The 17,749-nt window shown below is 69.0% G+C and carries 16 protein-coding genes and 1 pseudogene; 13 read left to right on the top strand and 4 right to left on the bottom strand.

Features of this window, described 5'->3' with window-relative positions; translation table 11 throughout:
• The first annotated feature begins 1 nt into the window (after position 1).
• From AC5RW2_RS19980 to AC5RW2_RS19960, 5 genes are all read left to right on the top strand, one after another.
• Positions 2–757 carry a DUF4352 domain-containing protein gene (locus AC5RW2_RS19980; RefSeq protein WP_494074359.1) on the top strand — a complete coding sequence of 252 codons (756 nt, stop codon included), beginning with the start codon at positions 2–4 and terminating at the stop codon, positions 755–757.
• Positions 750–2,288, top strand: a complete 1,539-nt coding sequence (locus tag AC5RW2_RS19975; protein WP_494074358.1) for a multicopper oxidase domain-containing protein — start codon at positions 750–752, stop codon at positions 2,286–2,288. Before AC5RW2_RS19980 ends, AC5RW2_RS19975 begins: the two co-directional genes overlap by 8 nt.
• On the top strand, positions 2,288–3,808 hold the full coding sequence (locus tag AC5RW2_RS19970) for a multicopper oxidase domain-containing protein (RefSeq protein ID WP_494074357.1): 1,521 nt from the start codon (positions 2,288–2,290) through the stop codon (positions 3,806–3,808). The genes AC5RW2_RS19975 and AC5RW2_RS19970 overlap by 1 nt, the downstream gene beginning before the upstream one ends.
• A gap of 140 nt (positions 3,809–3,948) precedes the next feature.
• Entirely contained in the window at positions 3,949–4,248 is a 300-nt protein-coding gene (locus AC5RW2_RS19965) for a type II toxin-antitoxin system VapB family antitoxin (protein ID WP_493977152.1), read from the top strand.
• A complete protein-coding gene (locus AC5RW2_RS19960; RefSeq protein ID WP_494024809.1) occupies positions 4,241–4,918 on the top strand; it encodes a LytR C-terminal domain-containing protein in 678 nt (225 codons plus the stop codon). Before AC5RW2_RS19965 ends, AC5RW2_RS19960 begins: the two co-directional genes overlap by 8 nt.
• Positions 4,919–5,041: 123 nt before the next feature.
• Here the strand turns inward: AC5RW2_RS19960 and AC5RW2_RS19955 are convergent, their stop codons facing one another.
• On the bottom strand, positions 5,042–6,232 hold the full coding sequence (locus AC5RW2_RS19955; RefSeq protein ID WP_494024808.1) for an MFS transporter: 1,191 nt from the start codon (positions 6,230–6,232) through the stop codon (positions 5,042–5,044).
• 246 nt (positions 6,233–6,478) lie between these two features.
• On the opposite strand from AC5RW2_RS19955, the gene AC5RW2_RS19950 reads away from it, so the two are divergent.
• Entirely contained in the window at positions 6,479–7,120 is a 642-nt protein-coding gene (locus tag AC5RW2_RS19950; protein ID WP_494024807.1) for a dihydrofolate reductase family protein, read from the top strand.
• Positions 7,121–7,187: 67 nt separating this feature from the next.
• Here the strand turns inward: AC5RW2_RS19950 and AC5RW2_RS19945 are convergent, their stop codons facing one another.
• The 3 genes from AC5RW2_RS19945 to AC5RW2_RS19935 are packed head-to-tail and all read right to left on the bottom strand — an operon-like array spanning position 7,188 to position 10,859.
• A complete protein-coding gene (locus AC5RW2_RS19945; RefSeq protein WP_494074356.1) occupies positions 7,188–7,892 on the bottom strand; it encodes a DsbA family oxidoreductase in 705 nt (234 codons plus the stop codon).
• Positions 7,893–7,920: 28 nt separating this feature from the next.
• The gene (locus AC5RW2_RS19940) at positions 7,921–9,177 is read right to left on the bottom strand and encodes a M20 family metallo-hydrolase (RefSeq protein ID WP_494024805.1); all 1,257 of its coding nucleotides are present in this window, start codon (positions 9,175–9,177) and stop codon (positions 7,921–7,923) included.
• The gene (locus AC5RW2_RS19935; protein ID WP_494025740.1) at positions 9,174–10,859 is read right to left on the bottom strand and encodes a thiamine pyrophosphate-dependent enzyme; all 1,686 of its coding nucleotides are present in this window, start codon (positions 10,857–10,859) and stop codon (positions 9,174–9,176) included. The genes AC5RW2_RS19940 and AC5RW2_RS19935 overlap by 4 nt, the downstream gene beginning before the upstream one ends.
• Before the next feature lie 117 nt (positions 10,860–10,976).
• On the opposite strand from AC5RW2_RS19935, the gene AC5RW2_RS19930 reads away from it, so the two are divergent.
• From AC5RW2_RS19930 to AC5RW2_RS19900, 7 genes and pseudogenes are all read left to right on the top strand, one after another.
• Entirely contained in the window at positions 10,977–12,134 is a 1,158-nt protein-coding gene (locus tag AC5RW2_RS19930; RefSeq protein ID WP_494024804.1) for an RsbRD N-terminal domain-containing protein, read from the top strand.
• A gap of 194 nt (positions 12,135–12,328) precedes the next feature.
• Positions 12,329–13,690: an MFS transporter gene (locus tag AC5RW2_RS19925; RefSeq protein ID WP_494013251.1), complete on the top strand. Its 1,362-nt coding sequence runs from the start codon at positions 12,329–12,331 to the stop codon at positions 13,688–13,690.
• Positions 13,687–14,082: a RidA family protein gene (locus AC5RW2_RS19920; RefSeq protein ID WP_494002081.1), complete on the top strand. Its 396-nt coding sequence runs from the start codon at positions 13,687–13,689 to the stop codon at positions 14,080–14,082. The genes AC5RW2_RS19925 and AC5RW2_RS19920 overlap by 4 nt, the downstream gene beginning before the upstream one ends.
• Positions 14,075–14,698, top strand: coding sequence for an RraA family protein (locus AC5RW2_RS19915; RefSeq protein WP_494024803.1), 624 nt, complete (start codon positions 14,075–14,077; stop codon positions 14,696–14,698). Before AC5RW2_RS19920 ends, AC5RW2_RS19915 begins: the two co-directional genes overlap by 8 nt.
• A gap of 187 nt (positions 14,699–14,885) precedes the next feature.
• The gene (locus tag AC5RW2_RS19910) at positions 14,886–15,539 is read left to right on the top strand and encodes a GDSL-type esterase/lipase family protein (RefSeq protein ID WP_494024538.1); all 654 of its coding nucleotides are present in this window, start codon (positions 14,886–14,888) and stop codon (positions 15,537–15,539) included.
• Between the two features lie 10 nt (positions 15,540–15,549).
• A pseudogene (locus AC5RW2_RS19905) lies at positions 15,550–17,124 on the top strand (DEAD/DEAH box helicase); the annotation flags it as partial.
• A gap of 51 nt (positions 17,125–17,175) precedes the next feature.
• Positions 17,176–17,739, top strand: a complete 564-nt coding sequence (locus AC5RW2_RS19900; RefSeq protein WP_494025739.1) for a hypothetical protein — start codon at positions 17,176–17,178, stop codon at positions 17,737–17,739.
• Positions 17,740–17,749: the final 10 nt, after the last annotated feature.

Raw genomic sequence — 17,749 nt, 5'->3', positions numbered from 1 at the left:
GGTGCCTACAGGTTTGGGGGAATGGGAAAGCGGTAAGGCAATGACGACGCTCTATGGGGATAGCGCGGTCGTGCCGGGGCCGGACAGCAGCGCGAGCCTGCCGTCCGGTCTCTCGCGGCGTGTTTTTGGGGTACTTGTTGGGGCCGGCATCGCCGGCGTGGCGGGCGGCGCGGGACTGCTCACGGCCAGCCGCCTGCGGGCCGGCACCGTGGGCTCGGGAGGCGTGGAAACGTCGTTCGGGAGCGTGAGGCTGGTGTCCGCGGAGCGCCAGCATCGGTTGGCGTACGACGGCGGTGTTCCCGCCAGGGGCGCGAAGACCTCCGCTGCTGCGGGGCGGCCTGCGGGCGGCGGCGCGGAAGGCCGGGGGAGTGTCGGGGGTGGATCCGGGCACGCCGGCCACGGCCCCATCATGGCGGCGGCGCCACAACCGGCGAACATGACCTGGGGCGACCACCTGCTGGTGGAGCTGGAGGTTCAAAACGCTTCGGAGGACGCGGTGCTGTTCGCCCCCGGGCAGCTGCGGCTGAGGGTCGGCGACGGCGGTCCGACGGTGACCAACCGGGACTCCGGGGAGGCCGTGGCGCTGGCAGCTCGGAGTACCGAGCGCTTCTGGATCAGCTTCCTGGTGCCGGCGGACGCGCAGCGCTTGGCGGCGGAGTTTACGGATCCGTGGCTGCACGCGGCGCCGCTGCGGCTCGAACTGCCGCGCGTGGCGCTCAGACCCGGCTGGCTGGACGAAGGCGGACATCATGGCTGAGCACGTTCCGGAGCCGGACCACGGCCGCACGATGGACGCAGCCTCGGGTAGCTCTGCGTTGGGCAGCGCTGCCTCGGATAGGACCGGCACCGAAGGCGCGCAGCCCCGGATGCCAAAGGACTCCCAGGAGACAGCCGGCGTCGGGCGCTGGAACTTCCTGAGATACGGGGCGGCCGCCGGCCTCGGAGCGCTGGCCCTGGGCGGACTGGGCGGCGCGGCATCGGCCCAGACGACCGTGACTGGGCGGAGGAGCCCCGCCCAGTCCGTCGCCACCGGAACCCGGCCCTCCGCCGTCGTGCCCGTCCCCGGCGTGCTGGACCTCTACATCAACGAGGGCTACCTGAAGATGGTGGACGACTCGCTGGTTTACCACCGGGGTTTCGGCGACCGGCCCACCGGCCTGCGGGACGCCTCGCCGAGCCTGGCCGTGGCGCCTAAGGTGTTCACCGCCGACGGGCGGCTGGTGGAGTCGCGGACCTATCCGCTGGGGGCGGCGCTGCCGCCGCGCGGCACCCCGCAGCCCTACGGCCCGGACCCGGCGAACCCCGGACAGTACTTCATCCGCCGCAACTACTGGGCCAGCTACTTCCCGGCGCGCACCATCATCGCGGAGGTGGGTTCGACGCTCCGCTTCCGGGTGCACAACCGGCTGTCCAAGGACCATGAGTTTGTCCTGCACGACGTTGGACCGGACCACGCGGACGCCCGGACTGGCCCGATTGCACCGGGTGGGAGCGCACTGCTGGAGCTGCCGTGCCCGCCAGCCGGCTCGTATATCTACAGCGATCCGACCAACGCGCCGGTCGAGCGGACCCTCGGGCTCTTCGGCGCGCTCATCGTGATGGATCCGGTGCACCAGTGGGACATCACGCCCGGCCGGGCCAGCTTCGAACGGCAGTGGGTGTGGATCTGCCACGCGGTGGAGTCGAACTGGGCGGCCATCGAGGCCGCCGGCGGCACCGTTGACCCGCTGCAGACCAAGGCGGTGCCGCGGTACTTCACGCTCAACGGGCGCAGCGGCTACGAGTCGCTGGCGATGACCCGGAACGAGGCGCTCAACCTGGCCAGCGACGAGGAAACCTTGGTCTCCGGGTATCCGCGGCAGCTCGACGTGCGCCAGTTCGGCGAGGGCACCACCGCCGGCACCCTCCGCGGCGGCCAGCTGGTGCGGCTGATCAACCCCGGAATCGTGTACCACCAGATCCACTTTCACGGGAACCACCTGTGGACCGTGCGGCGGAACAACTACCACTGGCCGCGGCGCGAAGGGTACATGGACAAGCAGGGCCACGTGGTGCTGCAGCAGTGGGAGGACGTGGTGGAGCTGCAACCGATGGACCGGAAGGACTGCATCATCCCGGTCAAGCGGCCGCCGGATGCCCTCGATCCGGTCTGGTACGCCCGGACCACCGACTGGGAGTACCCGATGCACTGCCACGCCGAGCCCTCGCAAACTGCCGCCGGCGGCCTGTATCCGGGCGGGCTGGTGGCTCATTGGAACCTGAAGGCACCGCTTCCCGGGGAGGGATGATGAGCAACCCGAGAGTGCCCCTGCGCTCCGGCAGCCGCACCGCCGCGCAACGGGCCGAAGAGCAACGCAAGCGGGCCGAGGCCGAGCGAAAGCAGGAGGAAGCTGCCCGTCGGCGCGAGGAGGACCGGAAAAAGGGCAAGAAGAAGGACGACGACGACCGCAAGGGCAGCGGCGGGACCGAGCCCACCGCGACGCCGAAGCCCACGGCGACGGCGAAGCCCACCGCAACGCCGCGACCGAGCGCGACGGCGGCGCCCACGGCTGAGCCGACCACCTCGCCCACCGGCACTCCCACCGCCGCACCGACGCCTACGCCCACGTGGGAGCCCACGGAGGCACCGACGTCGTCCCCCACCGGGGAACCAACCCAGCCCGGGGAGCCGACGCCGAGCCCGAGCCCCACTGACGACGACGGCCGACCGCGCCACCGCTTCCGGAGCCAGGTGGACTTCAGCTCCGACCAGTTGGATCTGGACCGCCCGGTCACGGAATTCCGGCAGACGCCGCACTCGTCCGTCTACCTGGAGGTCTTCAACCGGGACCTGCGCTTCGACGACGGCGCCGTGTTCGAGATGTGGAGCTTCGACTCGCGGGAGTCGGGCCGCGGTTTTCCCGGCCCGTTGATCCGGCCGTTGGAAGGGCAGATCTTCCACGCCACCGTGCATCCCTCGATGGGCCCGCACACCATCCACTGGCACGGGCTGGAACCCGACCCGCGCAACGACGGGGTCGGCCATACGTCCTTCGAGATCGGCGGCACGTACACCTACCAGTGGGCGCCGGAGCCGGGTCGGCCCGGAGATCCCAACTACGGCGCGGCCGGCACCTACTTCTACCACTGCCACGTCAACACCGTGCTGCACGCGCAGATGGGGATGTTCGGCCCCGTGATCGTCGATCCGGTGGTGCACCCCGACTACCCGGTGACGCCGGGAGCGCGGCGGGCGTTCGTGGACGGGCCGGAGTACGACGTCGACACCGAGTCCATTCTGATCCCGTATTCGCTGGATCCGCGCTGGCACGAAATGCACCACGCGGCCGGGCTCTCCGGCGAAGACGTGGGGCTGAACCGGTTCGAGCCCAAGCACTTCTACCTGATGGGCGGCGAGCTGATTCGCCGGCGCTCCGGCGACAACCGGGTGTGGAGCCTGTCGGCGCTGCGGGCCAACGTGGCCGGCGGCGAGAAGAAGCCGACGCTGCTGCGCATCCTGAACGCCAACTACCTTCCCAACCGCATGTACTTCACTGCCATGGACGGGGAGCCGGTGCGGATGGCCGAGCTGATTGCTCACGACGGCCGGCCGTTCCGTGACACCTCCGTGCCGGGGGCGCCTTCACCGACCTGCCGGGAGGCCGGATACCCGCTCATGACCGACGTGCTGGCCTTCGGCGCGGCCGAGCGGTACGACGTGATGTTGCACCCGCCGGAGCGGGGGGAGTACCGGCTGCGGGTCGAGTGGGAGGACTGGATCACCGGCGAGACCGTGGGCGTCCGCGAAGTGCCGATCACCGCGGCCTGACAGGCGGGAGACGGCGGCCTAAAGCAGGCAGCAATAGGGCCCAACACGTGCAGCACACGGACCGTAACCTTTTGGCTACGGGTCCGCGGCACGCTGTGGCGCGCGTTTCCTTCGCGGGCCGACTTCCTTAGGCTGGGTTCGTGATCTTCAAAGCCGTGGGCGACAGCCGCCCCTACCCCGAACATGGCCACGTCAGCCCCAAGGATTGGGCCGAGGTGCCGCCGCGCCAAGTGCGCCTGGACGAGCTGATCACCACCAAGTCGACGCTTAACCTCGATGCCCTGCTGGCCGAGGACTCCACGTTCTTCGGGGATTTGTTCCCGCACGTGGTGCAGTGGCAGGGGAACCTTTATCTGGAAGACGGACTGCACCGCGCGGTCCGCACGGCGCTTCACCAGAGGGCCGTGCTGCATGCCCGGGTCCTGGTGGTCGATGACTGAACCCAGCATCCCGCCGCCACCCCGACGCAAGCCCAAGCAGATACTGAGCTGGCAGGGCCAGCGCGTCATCACCGAAGAGGATCTGGACCGCGTCTTCGTCGAGGACGGCAATGTGGAGAAGCCGCACAGTTACCAGCGGCGGATCCTGCATGGGGTGGTGTTGGTGCTGCTGGTCGGCCTGGTCATCGCCGCGGCGCTCGCGGCCCTGGCCGTCGCCCGCGGCGACCTGAAGGTTCCCGGCTGGGGCCCGCCGCCGCCCCCGGAGGCGGTCACCTGCCCGACCGGCACCTACGACTATCCGGACAACGGTTCGTTCCGGCTCAACGTTTACAACGGCACGCAGCTGGAGGGCCTGGGCAGCAAGGTGGCCGCGGCGTTGTCCGACCGCGGTTACGACATCGGTTCCGTCGGCAACAAGACCTTGAGCGTCTACGGGATGAGCGCCGTCGTCGTGTCCGGCAAGGCCGGCGAAGCCAACGCCTTCAATCTCCAACGGAATATTCCTGACTCGGAATACGTGGCCGACGACCGCGCCGATGACAGCGTGGACGTGGTGGTGGGCGCCGGCTACAAGGAACTCGTCCCGGCAAACCGGGTGGACCAGACGCCGGGGACGCTGAGCTGCCCGCGGCTGTCACCCACGCCCAGCGAAGCGGCGGAGCAGGAGTAGCGCTTCCAGCACGACGGCGGTGCCTGGCCTGAGTGCCCTCCGCACCGCCGCGACGCTCCGCCCGCGACCTTTGCCCGACGCACCGGCCGCTCCGCATCGCCGCGGCGCCGGGACGCCGCGCCCCTAGGTGCCGACGGCGCCGGCGGCACCCTTCCGGCGGCCGTGCACGAAGAAGTAGAGCAGGGTGGTCAGCACCATCACCACGGCCAGCAGGGCGTACATGCCCGGGTAGTCGAGAACCGGAACCAGCGTGCCCAGGAGGATGGGGCCGAGCCCGGAACCGAGGTCGAGCGCCAGGAAGAAGGTGGACGTGGCCGTGCCGATGCGCATGGCCGGCGACACCTTCACCGCAATCGCCTGCGCGCCGGACATGATGGTGCCGAAGCCGATGCCGCTGAAAATCGCTGAGCCGATGATGGTCAGGAGGGTGGGGTCCGGGATCAGCAGCGCCAACCCCAGCACGAAGGAGATCAGGGTGGGGTACATGACGCTGTTGTCGCCGCGGCGGTCCTGGATCCGGCCGGCGAACAGGCGGGAGACCAGCACCGCCCCCGCATAGACCAGGAAGAAGACGCTGGCCGCGGAGGTGGAGCCCCGCGACTCCGCGTAGGAGGTCAGGAAGATCAGGATGCCGGAGTAGGAAGTCCCGGCCAGCAGGATGATGCAGGAGATGGGCAGGGCCGCTGTCTCGAAAATATCGCTGAGGCTCATCCGGAACCGACCGGATCGCTTCGGGGCCGGCAGTTCCGGCACCCGCAGGAACAGGGCCACCACGAGGGCAACCACGGAGGCGGCGGCGCAGAAGTAAAACATCGCATCGTAGTTGCGCAGCCCCGCCAGCAGCACGCCGACGAAGGGGCCCACCGCCGTCGAGAGCGTGGTGGACAGGCCGAAGTACCCGGTTCCCTCGCCGCGCCGGGTGTGGGGGATGAGGGTCTGTGCCGAGGCAGCCACCGCGGTGGTGCCCGCGCCGAAGGCCATGCCGTGCACGATGCGCAGCACCAGCAGCCAGGTCAGTGAACCGGTGGGAATGTACAGCAGCGAGGCGGCCACGAACACGGCCATGGTCGCCAGGATCATCTTCCGGCGGCCGACGACGTCCAGCAGCCGGCCGGCGAAGATCCGCGCAATGACCGAACCGAGCACGAACGCGCTGGACGTGAAACCGGCGGCGGTGTCGGAGGCCTGGAATCGGTCCACGGCGTAGAGCGCCATCGTGGTCATCAGCATGTAGAAAACCAGGGAGATGAACAGGTTGACGACGATGGCCAGAATAAAGTTCTTGGTCCAGAGCCTCGTCGGTTGCTGATTCATCCCGCTATCGGTCCTCTCAATCGGGCCGAAGCGTCGGCCGGCCAATCAGTACATGCGCTGCACACGCCGATGGAACCGCAGTGTGCAGCCAGGGTGCTTCGCCGGTCGCCCAAGGGGACGGCGACCGCCACAGTTCAGGGAAGCGGACCTTCGCTCCGGGCGCCCGGGCGCCCGCAGCACCCTCAACAACCTATCGCTTCGGGAGTAACATGTCGGCCAAGCGCCGTGCAGAGCGAGGAGCGTGCGATGGGCGAGACAACTGCGCAGGCGCGATCTGCGAACCTGATGGTGGACCTGATCATCTCGCTGGACGGCTATGCCTCGGCCGTGGGCTGGCCCGGCTGGTGGGGGCTGGAGGGCCCGGAGTATCTGGCCTGGCTCGAGCAGGAGGGGGAGAAGGACTACACCTTCCTCCTGGGCGCGAACACCTACCGGCTGATGTCCGGCATGTCCGAGCAGGCCGCGGCCGGGTCCTCGGAATTCTCCGAAGATGAGGGCGCCAGCCTGACCGGGCTCGCCGCCGTGCCGAAGGTCGTCTTCTCCTCCACGCTGCAGGCGCCGCTGACCTGGCCGAACTCGGAACTCGTCACCGGGAATGCCGTCGCGGCCGTGGCTGAGATGAAACGCACCGGGACCGGGCAGCTCAGCACCCTAGGCAGCCTCAGCCTGTGCCGGTCGCTGCTGACCGCGGGCCTCGTGGACCGGTTCCGGCTGGTCGTCTTCCCCGTCATCACGGGCCGCACCGGCCGGGAACGGATCTACGACGGCTACCCGGACGTCGCGCTCGAGATGGTGGACAGCAGAACCTTCGACGGCCGGCTCCAGCTGCTTGAGTACGTCCCCACCGTGCTCGACGGCCCGCCCGGCAACGCGCAGGGCACAAGATAAGGCATAGGACACAGGAAAACCGGCGGGCCGCTTCGGGAAGCAGCCCGCCGGTTCCGGTCCGGTCAGGTCAGTTGCAGCCGTCGGGGCCGCACACCGCGCCGTCGTCGGTCTTCGACTGCGGCAGCACGGTCAGCGGGCTGCGCTCGTTCCACGCCTGCCGAATCGCCTGCGCGAACGCCTCGGCCGGCTGCGCCCCGGAGATCCCGTACTTGCGGTCCAGCACGAAGAACGGCACCCCGTTCACGCCGAGCGCGCGGGCCTCGGCGATGTCGGCGCGGACCTCCGCGGCAAAGCGGTCGCCCGCCAGCGTCTCGCGGATCTCCGTCTCGGAAATGCCCAGTTCGACGCCGATGCCCACCAGGTACTCGGCGTCGCCAATGTCTTTGCCCTGCTCGAAATGGCCGGACAGCAGGGCTTCCTTGGCCTGGTCCATCACGCCGTGCTCCTTGGCCAGATGCAGGAAGCGGTGCGCGGTGAAGCTGTTGGCCACCACCACGGAGTCAAAGTCGTAGTTCAGGCCCTCGCCCGCGGCCTGCGCCGTGACGTGCCCGAACATCTGCTTGACCTGGTCCTGCGGCATGCCCTTCATCCGGGACAGGTACTCGGTCTCGGTGCCGTCATAGTGTTCCGGCAGGGTGGGGTCGAGCTGGTAGCTGCGCCATTCGACGTCGATCTGGTCCTTGTGCTCGAAGCCCTCCAGGGCCGTTTCGAAGCGGCGCTTGCCGATGAAGCACCAGGGGCAGGCAATGTCGGACCAGATCTCAATCTTCATGGACACGTCAACAAAGAGCGCGGGCCGACTATTCCGCGCGGTCCAACTCCCCGTGGCACAGGCGCCGGACCACGTCCGTGAGCATGTGCAGGCCTGCCACGACGTCCTCGTCCCTGGTGTACTCGTGCTCGTTGTGCGAGATGCCCTCGACCGAGGGCACGAAGAGCATGATCGTCGGGACGATGTCCTTCATGTTCGTCGAGTCATGCCCGGCCAGGGTCTTCACCTTCCGGTAGGAAAGGCCGAGGTCGACCGCGGCCTTTTCGGCCAGTTCCACGCCCTCAGGCTGGTACGGCGTCACGGGCCAGCAGTGGGAGCCGCCCTTGTCGATCCGCACGTTCGCGGCCCGCTCGATCTGAAGCATCCGCTCGTGCAGCATCTGGTCGGCCTCGGCCAGTACCGCCTCGTCGGCTGACCGCAGGTCAAGCAACAGGTTCACCCGGGACGGCACGACGACGGGGGAATTCGGATACACGTCGAGCTGGCCCACGGAGGTGTGCAGGACGCCGGGGAACCGGTCCGCAATTTCCCGCGCCGCCACCACCAGCATCGAGGCCCCCAGCAGGGCATCCTTCCGGTCCGCAATCACCGTGGAGCCGGTGTGCGACTGCTCGCCGTGCACCACGAACTCGTACTTGTTCGCCGCCCAGTTTGAATCCACCAGGCCGATCGTCACGCCGTCGCGCTCCATGCTCCGGCCCTGCTCGATATGGATCTCGGCGCAGTAGGCCGCCGCCGGCCCCGTGCCGGACCCGAGGCAGCCGATGGACTGCAGCGCTTCCGCGACCGTAATACCGGCCGGGTCCTCCACCGCCAACGCGGCAGCGGCGGTCATCTTTCCGGTGTAGACCGAGCTGCCCATCATCGAGGGCTTGAACCGTGCGCCCTCCTCGTTGAACCAGTTCACGACCGCCAGGTTGTATTGCGGGGCGGTGCCCGAGGAGCGCCATTCGGCCGCCAGCCGGAACGCGGCGTGCGCGGCGGCGAGGACCCCGTAGGCGCCGTCGTACTTACCCGCGGTCGGCTGGGAGTCCAGGTGCGAGCCCACCACCACAAACGGCGCGTCCGGCACCAACTCCAGCAGGCCGAATTGGTTGCCTATCTGGTCGAACTCCACGCGGAAGCCCTCTGACTCCAGCAGTTCGGTGAACCAGCGCCGCTGTTCGCCGTCCGCCGCCGATCCGGCCAGCCGGTGGACCCCGCCGTTCTCCGTCGCCCCGAACCCGCTCAGCGCCTCGAAGTCCCGCAAGAAGCGTGCGTCGTCGTGTGAATCCAGCCCGCTCATCGCGCGTCCTCCTGTTCTCCGGTCTTCGGTGACCGCACGGATGGGTCCTGCAGCACGTGCAGCAGGGCGGGCTTGCCGCTGTCGACGGCGCGGCGGAAGGCATCGCGGAAATCAGCTGTCCGCTCCACCCGTTCGCCGTAGCCACCGAAGGACTGGGCCCACTGCGCGAAGTCCGGGTTGGTGAGCTCCGTGCCCGACGGCCGGCCCGGATAGCTGCGCTCCTGGTGCTCGCGGATGGTCGCGAAGCACCCGTTGTCCACCACGATGACCACCGGCGCGCTGCCGTACGCCGCGGCCGTCCCGAACTCCTGCCCGTTCATGAGGAAGCAGCCGTCGCCGGCCACGGAGACCACCTGCCGGCCGGGGAAGATCAATCCGGCCGCCACGGCGGCAGGGATGCCGACCCCCATGGCGCCGTTGCGCGGTGCCACGAGCGAGTCCGCCGCCGAGTGCGGCAGGTAGCGTGCCGGCCACAGCGCGTGGTTTCCCGCGCCGTAGGTGATGACGGCGTCGTCGTCCAGTTCCTCGCGCAGCACCGCCATGCACTCGTTCAGGTCCACGCCGCGGCCGCCGTCGAGCGGCACCGGGGCGCTGAAGCGCTCGTACTCGGCGCGGGCGTCCGGCAGCCAGGACGGCTCGGCGGCGCCGGTCTCCGGCAGCCCGGACAGGGCCTCGGTGAAAGCAATCGGATCGGCCACGATGTGCTGGTCGAGGCGCCCGAAGTGCCCCAGCGTGTCGCCGGGCATCACCACCACGGTCTCGGCATCCAGGCCGGCGGTGTACCCGTCGCTCAGGACGTCCGCGCGCGGGCAGCCGATGAACACCAGCAGATCCGACTTATCGAACCGCGCAGCCAGCGCGTCACTGCGGGCGTAGCCGAGCGACCCTACGTAGCTGTTTCCGCCCTCGAGCCGGTGCGGCACGGCATCGTAGGCGCGGAAGTCCGCGGCCACCGGGATTCCACGCCCGGCCGCCCACCTGGCCAGCGCCTCGCCGGATTCCTGCGTCCAGCTTTCGCCGCCCACCACGATCATCGGGCGGCTGGCCTGTGCCAGCCTCGTGCCGAATTCCTGCAGTGCCAACGACGACGGGGCCGTTCGGGCCAAGGCTCGCGGCGTCACCGGGACGCCGCCCGGGACCATGTGGGTGAGAACGTCCTCGGGAAGGCCGATGACCACCGGGCCGGGCCGGCCGCTGAGGGAGGTGTGGATGGCGTCGTCCACGACTGCGGCTGCCGAGGCTGCATGGTCGAGGACCAAGACCTTCTTAGCGGTGCTGCCGAACCAGGCGTTGATGTCGAACTCCTGGAACGACTCACGTCCGCGGTCGGCCACGGGGATGAGTCCGACGAAGAGCACCAGGGGAGTGGCGTCCTGATAGGCGGTGTGGACGGAGATGAACGCGTTCGCCGCCCCGGGCCCGCGGGTCACCATGGCGATCCCGGGAAGGTCGGTCAACCGGCCCTCGGCCAGCGCCATGAACCCGGCGCCTCCCTCATGGCGGGTGACGACGGTGGTGATCGAGGAATCGTGCAGGCCGTCCAGGACGTCGAGGAAGCTCTCGCCCGGGACGCCGTAGACGCGTTTCACCCCGGCGGCCTCGAGCTGTGCCACGATCAGATGTCCCGCGCTGATACCGGCGCCGGCGCTGCCTGCGCTGCCGGTCCTGCCGGCCTCCGGCATGGCTGTAGTGCTCACGCTGTTCCCTTCCTTCGGTCTTTGTCTCGTTCCATGCTGGCAGCCGCCAACTGCGAAGTAACTAGCTGAAGCCAACCCCTTTGGCGCGTTTAGACTGTGCTCATGCACACAGTCTTTGGCGAGACGTCCGACCGGGCCTGGGCAGGACTCGTGGCGCGGCTGCGGCAGCAGGCCGGGGCGTTGAAGGCGGATTTCGTCCAGCGGGTTCGGAGCATCCCAGGCTACGCGCAGGACTTGGTCGGCCACGACGATCTGGAGTCGACGGCGGCAGGTTCCCTCGAGCTGATCCTGGACTGCCTGGAGGAACCCGCTTCCTATCCCGGCCTGCTGAGGTTTGCGGAGGAACTGGGCGCCCGCCGGGCACGCCAGGGTGTGCCGCCGGAGGCGCTGATTTCCGCCGTGCGTCTCGACTTTCCGGTGGTCTGGGGCAGCCTGTTGGAGCTGTCCGGCCCCGAGGACGCCGCCATGCTGACAAACCGGGTGGAAACCGTCTGGAAGGTGGTTGACGACTATGCCGCCGCCGCCCATTCCAGCTATCTCGCCGAGCGCATCCTCATGGCCCGGGAGGAAGCAGGCGTGCGGCACGAGTTCGTGGCCGCGTTGTTCGGGCCGGAGGGCCAACTGCCGGAGACCAGGAACCGCTTCGCCACAGCGTTCGACGTGAATCCGGATGGCCGGTTCGGGATAGCCGCCGCGCAGGGGAAGGCCGCCGCGGCGCTGCGTCAGCTCGCGTCCTATTCACACCGTGGGGCGCCGGCCTTCCTCCATCAGGCGGACAAGTACACGTACGTGTTCTGGCCCGAAACGCAGGGGATGCAAAACCTGGGCGGCGTGCGGGTCCCGGCACCGCTGGCATCGGTTCCCTGCGGGGTGCACGGACCCGTGCTCGGACTCGGGGAACTGACGCCGGCGGCGAGGATCGCCGCGGTGCTCAGCGATCTGGTCAACAGCAGTGACAAGCAACCGTTGACCGTAGGTGAGGACTGGACCCGCCTGACCCGCCTGCGGATGGCAGGGATCGGCATCGATGTCAGGGCTGGGCTCGAGGCACAACTGGCGGTTTGCCGGCCGGACGAACGCGACCGGCTGGAAGAAACCGTGCTCAGCTTCATGCGGAACGGGAGCGTCACCGAAACCGCCGAGCATCTCTACTGCCACCGCAACACCATCCTGAACCGGCTCAAGCGGTTCAAGGACCTCACCGGCATCGACCTGATGAAACCCGTGGAGGCGGCCCGCGCGGTTGTCGCCTGGGCCTGAGGCAAACCCCCGGGGCCTGTAGGGGTTGTGTCGGGCGCGGGTGTGCAGATGCCCAGCCCCGGCGTCCGAAACGTGTGTGCTTAGCGATTGTGAGGCACACTACACGCCCGGGATAGTGGGTAAACGATTCGAATGCGCTCAGCACGAGCATGCGGCCCTGCCGCCGACCACTTCGCACCCCTATTGGAGATGCAATGTCCCAGCATGTGACACCCACCAGCGCGGCCGCGGCCCGTTTGGACCGCCGGAAGATGCGGAAGATATCCACGGCAAGCGTCATCGGCACCACCGTCGAGTGGTACGACCTGTTTCTTTTCGGCACCGCGTCCGCGCTGGTGTTCAACCGGATCTTCTTCCCCGAGCTCGACGGCGCCGTCGGCACCATCCTGTCGTTCCTGACCTTCGCGTCGGCCTACCTGGCCCGCATGGTGGGGGCCATCCTGTTCGGTCACTTCGGCGACCGGCTGGGCCGCAAGTCCATGCTGCTCATCTCACTCATGACCATGGGCGCGGCGACCTTCGCCATCGGCCTGGTGCCGGACTACTACACCATCGGTGTGGCAGCGCCGCTGCTGCTGCTGCTGCTCAGGCTCATCCAGGGTCTGGCGCTCGGCGGCGAGTGGGGAGGCGCGGTGCTCATGACCGTCGAGCACGCACCGGAGAACCGGCGCGGCTTCTTCGGCTCTATGGTGCAGATCGGTGTTCCGATCGGAACCCTGCTGGCCAACGTCGCCTTCCTCATCGTGGCCTCCACCATGAGCGACGAGGCACTGCTCAGCTGGGGCTGGCGCGTCCCGTTCCTCCTCTCCGCCGTCCTGGTTGCGGTCGGAATCTACATCCGCCTCAACATCGAGGAGACCCCGTCCTTCCAGATGGTCCGCGAGACCGGGGCCAAGGCCAAGCTGCCGTTCGCCTACCTGATGAAGCGCTACTGGAAGCAGGTCATCCTGGGCGGCGTCGCCACCCTCTCCACGGGCAGCACCTTCACCCTCCTGGTCGCTTCCGGCGTCAACTACGGCACAGCGGAGCTCGGCTACTCCAAGGACAAGATGCTCTGGGTGGTCATGTTCGCCTGCGCGCTGGCGTTCGTCGCCATCCCCTTCTTCGGCCGGCTCTCGGACCGTGTGGGCCGGAAACCCATCATCTTCGCCGGCATCATCGCCGAGGCCCTCCTGGCTTTCCCGTTCTTCTGGCTGCTCAACTCCGGATCCGAGCCGCTGCTCTTCGTTGCCTACGGCCTGATGATGCTCGCCTTCTCCGCCAACTACGGACCGATCGCGACCTTCCTCGCCGAGCTCTTCGGGTCCAAGGTCCGTTACTCCGGCCTGTCCGTTTCCTACATGCTCTCCGGCCTGCTGGGCTCCGCGGCGACTCCCGCGATCACCGTGGCGTTGCTGGCGGCCACCGGCCAGAGCACGTCCATCGCCTGGTACATCATGGGCGCCGCAGTGCTCTCCCTCATCGCGCTGTACCTTCTAACGGAGACCCGTCACGGCGATATCGACGCCGTGGACAACACGGACACGGTGAAGGCATTTGCCAAGGCGGAATCGTGAGCATTCGCCGCATCACTGCAGCGCCGGGTGCGGTGGGGCCGGTGGGGCCCTACTCCCAGGCGGTGGTGGCGAACGGTTTTGTCTTCACCTCCGGGCAGATCCCGGCGGGGCCCGGCGGCCTGGCCGACCAGCCGGAGAACTTCTCCGACCAGGTGCGCCAGACCATCCGGAACCTGGAAGCGATCCTGATCGAGGCCGGCAGCGGCCTGCAGCACGTGGTCAAGGTGAACACCTACCTGACCAGTGCTGACCAGCTCGAGGAATACAACGCCGTGTACGACGAGTACTTCGGTCCGCACCGGCCGGCCCGCACGTCGGTGTGCGTCAGCCTGTGGGGCGTGTCCCTGGAGATCGAATGCGTGGCAGTGGTTCCAGGGGCAGACCATGGATGAGTTGCTGCGGAAACTGGGCCGGGTCAGCCTCCCCACGCTCGGCCACTTCCTGGAGGACGGCTTCTGCAGCGGGGACATCCGGAGCATGGTGCCGGGCGTCCGCATGATGGGGGTAGCCGCCACCGCGTTGATTCCCGACGCAGATGCCGTGGCCGTAAACCAGGCGCTGGTCCGGCTTCGTCCCGGCGAGGTCTTGGTTCTGGACCTGAACGGGGACCGGAGCCACGCCCCGGTAGGTGCGGTCACCTCTGCCGCGGCCAGGGCCCGCGGCGCGGCGGGCATCCTGGTGGACGGTTCGGTAACCGACCTCACGGATTTGCAGGCGGCGGACGACGGCGGGGCGTTGCCGGTCTTCGCACGCGGCACCACGTGCCTGACGACGAAGCGGCACGGCTCCGGCCGGTCGCAGTTCGGTGTCGCGGTCACCATCGGCGGCACCACGGTGAATCCCGGCGACATCGTCTTAGGTGATGAGAACGGAGTGGTGGTGCTGGCGCCCGAGGTGGCAGCCGCCGTCGTCGATTCCGCCATTGAGTCGGACGATGCCGAGCCGGCAATCCTGAAGCGGATCGCCGCGGGAGAGCCCCTTCAGGACGTGCTCTACCTCGGCTATTGAACAGTAATTCGCTCAAGGACCCGGGTGCGCTCTACGGCACCCGGGTCCTTTCGTCCTCTGGCCTGCTCCAGGGGGATAGGGGGCGCACCTACCGGGTGGTCGGGACGGGGGGATAAGGTGTGCTCACCGGCCCGAGTGCCCGCCCGCGGTCCCAAAGGCCTCACCGACCCTGAAGCAGGAGGGCGACATGGCAGCTGACGCACCCGGCAGCACCGGCCACGTCGTGCTGCTCGGCGACTCGGTGTTCGACAACGCTGCCTATGTTGCCGGCGGCCCCGACGTCGTGACGCACCTTCGCGGGCTGTTGCCGCGCGGGTGGCAGGCCACGCTCCTGGCCCTCGACGGCGCCGTCATCAGCGGGGTCGCCGGCCAGCTCCGCTCCCTCCCGCGGGACGCCACGCATCTGGTGATCAGCGTGGGCGGGAACGACGCTCTCGGTTACGCCTACCTGCTCAATGAACCGGCCGTTTGGGCGGCCGAAGCCCTGGCCATGTTCGCCGATGCCCAGGATAAATTCGGCGCCGGCTATGCCGCGATGCTGGATGCGGTCGCGGCCACGGGGCTGCCGACGGCGGCCTGCACCATCTACGACACCCCGCCGTCGGGCCCCGACCAGCGGATCATCCGGTCGGCCGCCGCCCTGTTCAACGACCACATCACACGGGCCGTCTTCGCCCGGGGGCTGGCGCTGGTGGACCTGAGGCTTATCTGTCCCGAAGACGCCGACTACGCGAATCCGATCGAGCCCTCCGTCCAGGGCGGCCGCAAGATCGCGCACGCCATCAGCGCCTACTTGTTCCCCGAGCAGGCCGCCCCTCGCTCCCTGGTCATCGGCGCCTGAGCGCCGGAAGATGCCGGACAACGAACGCCTTGAAGCCGGCGCGGCCGGCGCGGCCGGCACGGCCGGCGCGGCTGGCGCGGCCGGCGCCCGCGGGCTCCGGGAATTCCGGGACCGGCTGGGCTTCGAGCTGGACCCGTTCCAAGTAGAGGCCTGCTCGGCGCTCGAGGCCGGCCGCGGGGTGCTGGTTGCGGCCCCCACCGGGGCCGGCAAGACGGTGGTGGGGGACTTCGCCGCCTTCCTGTCCGTCGCCCGGGGCACCAGGACGTTCTACACCACGCCCCTCAAGGCGCTGAGCAACCAGAAGTTCGCCGAACTCTCTGCGGCCTACGGGAGCGCCCGGGTCGGCCTGCTCACGGGAGACAGCAGCGTCAATCCGGACGCCGACGTCGTCGTCATGACCACCGAGGTGCTGCGCAACATGCTCTACACGGGATCCCCGGGCCTGGAGCGACTGGCGTATGTGGTGATGGACGAGGTGCATTACCTGGCGGACCGGACCAGGGGAGCGGCGTGGGAGGAGGTCATCATCCAGCTCCCGCAGACGGTGCGGCTGGTCAGCCTCAGCGCCACCATCTCCAACGCCGAAGAGTTCGGGGGCTGGCTGGAAGCGGTCGGGGGCGATACCGCCGTGGTGGTGTCCGAACACCGTCCGGTGCCCCTGTTCCAACACGTGATGGCCGGGAACCAGCTGTTCGACCTGTTCGTCGAGCCCGTCGCCTTCGACGAGCTCGACCCGCAATCGCCGGCGGTGCTTGACGAGCATCCGCTCAACCCCCACCTGCTGGCGCTGTCCGATGCGGCCTCGCTGACCCGATCGGCCACCGGCGATGAGCAGGAGCGCGGCCGGACCCGGCAGTTCCACCGGTCCCGCAGCCCGGCAGAAGGCGGCCGGGATTCCAAACCCTGGGCGCAGCTGCTCCAGCGGCTCGGCCGCGACGGGCTGCTGCCGGCGATCGTGTTTGTCTTCTCCCGGGCCGGGTGCGACGCCGCCGTTCGTTCCTGCACCGGATCGGAACTCTGGCTGACGGACCTCCGCGAACGCAGGGAGATCCTCCGCCGCATCGACGCCGCGGACCTTGGGCTGACCGGGGAGGAGGGCGAGGCGCTCGGAATCCCCGGGTGGCGGGAGGGCCTGCGCCGGGGCATCGCCGCGCATCATGCCGGAATGCTTCCGGCGTGCAGGCAACTGGTGGAGCAACTGTTCGCCGAGGGACTGCTCAAGGCCGTCTTCGCCACGGAGACCCTGTCCCTGGGGATCAACATGCCCGCCCGCTCGGTGGTGCTCGAGCGGTTGGAGAAGTTCGACGGCGAGGCCATGGTTCCCTTGACCGCGGGCCAATATACGCAGCTGACCGGACGCGCGGGCCGGCGCGGCATCGACACGGAGGGCCACGCCGTCGTGCTGTGGAGACCGGGAGTGGATCCGGCGGGGGTCGCGGCACTGGCCTCCCGGCGCACCTACCCGCTGCACTCAGGCTTCCGGCCCGGCTACAACATGGCCGTCAATCTCATCGCGCGGCACGGCCACGAGGCCGCACGCGCACTGCTGGCGCGGTCGTTCGCCAGTTTCCAGGCCGGGAGGTCCGGTCGGCCGGACCCCGCTGTTCATGAGGAAACCTTCAACGGCCTGGTTCGCGTGCTCGCCCGGTACGGCTACCTGACGGTCGATGCGCAGGGGACGTTGATCGACGACAACGACGGCGGCGCGCGGCTGCGCGGGATCTACGGCGAGCGGGACCTGCTGGTCTGCCTCGGCCTGGACAGGGGCGCCGCGCGACGGCTCACTCCGGTGGAGCTTGCCGGTTTTGCGGCCGCCATGGTGTACCGCAGCGGCAGGAGCCCGGCGGGGCCGGTGAAAATGCCGTCCGACGGGCTGCAGTACTCCTTCGACACCCTCACGGACGCCTGGGCGGAGCTGAGCGTGCTGGAGCGGCGCTACCGGCTGCCGGGTACCGCGGAACCGGAGACCGGGCTGGTGCGCCCGCTGTACGGCTGGGCGGCCGGCGAAAGCCTGGCCGACGTCCTGCCGGAGACGGGTCTGTCCGCCGGTGGTTTTGTGCTCTGGGCCAAGCGGTGCGCCGACCTGCTCGAGCAGGTGGCCGCCGCCCACCCGGAGCCGTCGGCCACCGCCGGCACGTGCCGAGAGGCCGTGCGGCTCATCCGGCGCGGGGCAGTGGCCCGCGGGACCCAGATCGACTGAGCGTCGGTCA

This window comes from Arthrobacter sp. B0316-1-20 (assembly GCF_059091865.1).
The sequence above is the reverse complement of the archived record's forward strand: the minus strand, read 5'-3'. Positions and strand labels throughout refer to the sequence as shown.

Coding starts and splice junctions, on each gene's coding strand:
- AC5RW2_RS19975 (WP_494074358.1), top strand. CDS start 750: ATGGCTGAGCACGTTCCGGAGCCGGACCACGGCCGCACGATGGACGCA.
- AC5RW2_RS19970 (WP_494074357.1), top strand. CDS start 2,288: ATGAGCAACCCGAGAGTGCCCCTGCGCTCCGGCAGCCGCACCGCCGCG.
- AC5RW2_RS19960 (WP_494024809.1), top strand. CDS start 4,241: ATGACTGAACCCAGCATCCCGCCGCCACCCCGACGCAAGCCCAAGCAG.
- AC5RW2_RS19955 (WP_494024808.1), bottom strand. CDS start 6,232: ATGAATCAGCAACCGACGAGGCTCTGGACCAAGAACTTTATTCTGGCC.
- AC5RW2_RS19950 (WP_494024807.1), top strand. CDS start 6,479: ATGGGCGAGACAACTGCGCAGGCGCGATCTGCGAACCTGATGGTGGAC.
- AC5RW2_RS19945 (WP_494074356.1), bottom strand. CDS start 7,892: ATGAAGATTGAGATCTGGTCCGACATTGCCTGCCCCTGGTGCTTCATC.
- AC5RW2_RS19940 (WP_494024805.1), bottom strand. CDS start 9,177: ATGAGCGGGCTGGATTCACACGACGACGCACGCTTCTTGCGGGACTTC.
- AC5RW2_RS19935 (WP_494025740.1), bottom strand. CDS start 10,859: ATGCCGGAGGCCGGCAGGACCGGCAGCGCAGGCAGCGCCGGCGCCGGT.
- AC5RW2_RS19930 (WP_494024804.1), top strand. CDS start 10,977: ATGCACACAGTCTTTGGCGAGACGTCCGACCGGGCCTGGGCAGGACTC.
- AC5RW2_RS19925 (WP_494013251.1), top strand. CDS start 12,329: ATGTCCCAGCATGTGACACCCACCAGCGCGGCCGCGGCCCGTTTGGAC.
- AC5RW2_RS19915 (WP_494024803.1), top strand. CDS start 14,075: ATGGATGAGTTGCTGCGGAAACTGGGCCGGGTCAGCCTCCCCACGCTC.
- AC5RW2_RS19910 (WP_494024538.1), top strand. CDS start 14,886: ATGGCAGCTGACGCACCCGGCAGCACCGGCCACGTCGTGCTGCTCGGC.